The 4,152-nt window shown below is 69.1% G+C and carries 3 protein-coding genes; 1 reads left to right on the forward strand and 2 read right to left on the reverse strand.

Translation table 11 applies throughout. The annotated features are described in order from the left end of the window. Nucleotides 1-83: 83 nt before the first annotated feature. Together AC5RUJ_RS12090 and AC5RUJ_RS12095 are read right to left on the reverse strand one after the other, a co-directional pair. The gene (locus AC5RUJ_RS12090; protein WP_494129095.1) at nt 84-1,895 is read right to left on the reverse strand and encodes an AMP-dependent synthetase/ligase; all 1,812 of its coding nucleotides are present in this window, start codon (nt 1,893-1,895) and stop codon (nt 84-86) included. A gap of 49 nt (nt 1,896-1,944) precedes the next feature. After that, nucleotides 1,945-3,585: a dolichyl-phosphate-mannose--protein mannosyltransferase gene (locus AC5RUJ_RS12095; RefSeq protein ID WP_494129097.1), complete on the reverse strand. Its 1,641-nt coding sequence runs from the start codon at nt 3,583-3,585 to the stop codon at nt 1,945-1,947. A gap of 149 nt (nt 3,586-3,734) precedes the next feature. Between AC5RUJ_RS12095 and rsmI the strand changes: the two genes are divergently transcribed. Next, on the forward strand, nt 3,735-4,152 hold a 418-nt coding region (gene rsmI / locus AC5RUJ_RS12100), incomplete at its 3' end, for a 16S rRNA (cytidine(1402)-2'-O)-methyltransferase (protein WP_494155911.1).

Below are 4,152 nucleotides of genomic sequence, written 5' to 3' on the forward strand. Positions count from 1 at the left end.
CCGCCGCCGCCGAAGAACAGCGCCGCCGGCACGAACTGCTGCTCGCCCGCGAGCAGGACTAGGCGGCGGCTGCCGGCCAGGGCCTAGCGGTACAGGGAATCGATCTCGCCGGCGAAGTCTTCCAGCACGGTGACGCGCTTGAGCTTCAGTGACGGCGTCAGGTGCCCGGAGGCCTCGGTGAGGTCCTGTCCGAGGACCGCGAACTTCCGGATCTGCTCCGCCCGCGAAACCAGCTGGTTGGCCTGGTCCACGGCCTGCTGCAGCTCGGCCAGGACCGCCGGGTCTTCGGCGGCCTCGGCCAGGCCGACTGGCCGGCGGCCGGCCGACGAAAGCCAGCCGGCCAGGCCCTCTTCGTCCAGGGACACCAACGCCCCGACGAACGGGCGTCCCTCGCCGACCACCACTGCCTGGGACACCAGCCGGTGTTCGCGCAGCGCGTCCTCCAGCGGACCCGGAGCGACATTCTTGCCGCCCGCCGTTACCAGCAGCTCCTTTTTCCTGCCGGTGATAGTCAGGTAGCCGTCGTCGTCCAACGTCCCGACGTCCCCCGTGCACAAGAAGCCGTCCCGAAAGTACTCGGCATTGGCGTCGTCGTTATTGTGGTAGCCGCGGGTGATGCCGATGCCCTTGATCAGGACCTCGCCGTCGTCGGCAATTCTGATGGTGGTGCCGGGCAACGGCAGTCCCACGGTGCCGATCCGGTTGGCGCCGGGCAGGTTTACCGCCGCAGGGGCAGTGGATTCGGTGAGCCCGTAGCCTTCCAGGACCGGCACGCCGATGCCGGTGAAGAAGTGCGCGAGCTTTGGATTCAATGCGGAAGCGCCGGAGACGGTGTACTCCACGTGCCCGCCGAACGCCGCGCGCAGCTTCCCGTAGACGAGCCTGTCGAACACGGCATGCCGGGCCTTGAGGGCCAGCCCGGGCCCGGCGCCGGTGCCGCGTGCCTGCGCATCCCGTGCCCGGGAGTAGGCGACCGCTGTCTGCGCCGCGGCGTCGAAGATCCTGCCCTTGCCGCCGTCGTGCGCTTTCTGCCGGGCGGAGGCGTAGACCTTTTCGAACACGCGCGGAACCACCAGCAGGAAGGTGGGCTGGTAGGTGCGCAGGTCCTCGATCAACTCCGCCATGCTCGACGTGTGGCCCATCTTCACTCCGGCGGTCAGGCAGATCACCTGCACGGCCCGGGCCAGCACGTGGGCCAGCGGCAGGAACATCAGCGACTTCGCGTCCGGGCGCTTGAGGATGTCCGCCAGGAACTCCACGGTGTTGACCGCCAGTTCCGCGAAGTTGCCATGCGTGATGATGCAGCCGCGCGGCCGGCCGGTGGTGCCCGAGGTGTAGACCAGCGAGGCCGCGTCCTGCATGCCCCGGGAGGTCCGGCGCAGTTCAAGTTCCTCGTCGGTGACCGCGGTTCCGCGGGCCTCCAGCTCAGCCAGCCCCTCGGCCTCCCCGTCCAGCTGCCAGACCGGAAGCGCGGCCGGCAGCCCGGACATGGCCTGGCGCACCACGGCGGCCTTGGCGGCGTCCTCGGCGAACACCAGCTTCGCCGCCGAGTCCTGCAGGATCCACTGCACCTGGTGCGGGGACGAGGTTTCGTAGATAGGAACCACCACCGCGCCGGCGAACCAGCCGGCCAGGTCCACCACCGTCCACTCGAACCGGGTCTTGGACATCACGGCAATGGTGTCTCCGGCTTCGATGCCGGAGGCCATCAGGCCCTTCGCCACGGCGCTGACCTGGGCCAGGAGTTCGGCGGCCGGAACATCGGACCAGGCGCCGTTGCGCTTGACCGCATAGAGCGCCCGCTGCGGGTCGCGCTGATGCTGGGCCACCAGGATGTCCGTCAGGTTGGAGCCGGCCGGCATCGCTGCCAGCACTTCGGTTACTGCTTCGCGCACGTCGTGCCCACTTTCTGAATCCGGTAAAAGTCGTGTTGTCCGGCCTGCATCAAATCCAACTTGGCATCCACATCCGCCAGCGCCACTGGTCGTAGCCGATCATCTCTGCGGTCCACACCGGCAGGAAGAATGCCGACACCGCGAGTGCGGCCGCCACGAAGAGCCCGACCACCAGCACGCCTTGGCGCCGGCGCCACGGCGGATCCGTCGCCCGGCCCAGCGCCAGCCCGAGCACGTAGGTCAGGGCCAGGACCAGGAACGGCTGGAAGGCGATCGCGTAGAAGAAGAACGTGGTCCGGTCGGGGTAGAGGAACCAGGGCAGGTAACCGGCCGCGACTCCCGCCAGAATCGCCCCTGCCCGCCAGTCCCGCCGCCCGGCCCAATAGAAGAGCAGCACCAGCAGCGAGGCGGCCGCGGCCCACCAGATGAGCGGGTTGCCGACCACCGTGACCGCCTCGGAGCAGCGGGTGGCCGCCTCGCACCCGCCCTGGCCGGCTTCTTCGGCATGGTAGTAGAACGACGTCGGGCGGCCCATGAACAGCCAGGTCCAGGCATTGGATTCGTACGGGTGCTCGGAATCCAGGCCGTTGTGGAAGGTGTAGGCGCTGCGGTGATACTCGGCCAGCGAGCGCAGCCAGTCCGGCAGCCACCCCCAGGCCGCGGACGGGTTCGACGCCGCCCAGTTGCGGTCGTAGGCATCGTCGGAGCGCAGCCAGCCGGTCCAGGCCGCCAGATAGGTCACCGCCGCGGCCGGAATCATGGTGAAGAACGCCGGAACCCCGTCCCTGATCACGCCGGCGGAAAACCACTCCCTGATCCCCGCGGCACGCCGGGCGCCAAGGTCCCAGAACACGCACATCAGGCCAAACACCGCGACGAACGCCAGCGCCGACCACTTGGTGCCCACGGCCAGCCCGAGGCAGACCGCCGCAGCCAGCCGCCACGGCCGCCAGAGCACCCAGGGACCATACAGCAGCCGCGAAGGGGGCGGCACCCCGGAGGGGCCAGCCTGCCGGGCGATTTTCGCGGCCAGCCGCCGTCGCCCGTCGAAGCGGTCCAGCAGCAGCGCGCCGAAGGCGGCGACCACCCAGAACATGAGGAAGACGTCCAGCAAAGCCGTCCGGGAGTGGACCAGATGGTGCCCGTCGATGGCCGTCAGCAAACCGGCGACCCCGCCCAGCGCCGGCGACTTGAACAACGCCTGCGCGATCAGGGCGATCATCAGGATGGACAGCGTGCCGGTAAGTGCGGCGCCGAAACGCCAGCCAAAACCGTTGTCGGAACCAAAAAGCCACATGCCGGCGGCGATCATCCACTTGCCCACCGGCGGGTGCACCACATATTCGGGGGTATCGAGGAGGACGCCCGGATTGCCCGCGTTGAAGGAGTCGTTGGCGTCCTTGGGCCATTCGCGTTCGTAGCCGGATTGCAGGTAGGAGTAGGCGTCCTTGACGTAGTAGGTTTCGTCGAACACCAGGGAACCCGGTTCACCCAGGCGGTAGAAACGCAAAACCCCGCCGAGGACGGCCGTGAGCACGGGGAGCAGCCACGCCCAGGGCCCGAACCGGGCCGGAAGACCGAGCAGTCGGCGGCGCAGCACCGCCTCGCTGAACGCCCGTCCCGGCGATTCCAGCCAGCCGTGGCGCGGGGCAACCGCCGCCGGCGGAGGTGTGGTTCGGGTCACGGCCATCATGTTACCGGCCGGTAGGTGCACGGGTGTGCGGCGCCACAGGCCGGGACGTCGGCTGCCGGACGGCGGTCCTCGCTGCAGTGGGGCACATACCGACTCTATATAAGGCGCCGGTGAAAGAGGGCAACGCCGCAGGTAGGGTTGTCCATGTGAATGAGCAGGAACGGGGCGTCCCGGCAGGGGGGCAGCCAGGACAGATCGTGTTGGCCGGAACGCCGATCGGCAACGTCGGGGACGCCTCCCCGCGGCTGGTCGAGCTGCTCCAAACGGCCGATGTAGTCGCTGCCGAAGACACCCGCCGCCTGCACAAACTCCTGCAGCGGCTGGGTATCACGGCCGCCGGCCGGATCATCAGCTACCACGAACACAACGAGGCGACCCGTACCGCAGACCTGCTGGAGCTGGTCCGTGCCGGCAGCACCCTGGTGATGGTGACCGACGCCGGCATGCCGGCCGTCTCGGATCCCGGTTTCCGGCTGGTGGAGGCGGCCGTGGCGGAGGGCCTGCTGGTCACTGCCGTGCCCGGGCCGTCGGCCGTGCTCACGGCGCTGGCGCTGTCCGGCTTGC

The sequence above is a fragment of the Arthrobacter sp. Y3223164 genome, assembly GCF_059091005.1.

Excerpts from the sequence above, each read along its gene's own strand:
- AC5RUJ_RS12095 (WP_494129097.1), bottom strand. The coding sequence starts at position 3,585 with ATGGCCGTGACCCGAACCACACCTCCGCCGGCGGCGGTTGCCCCGCGC.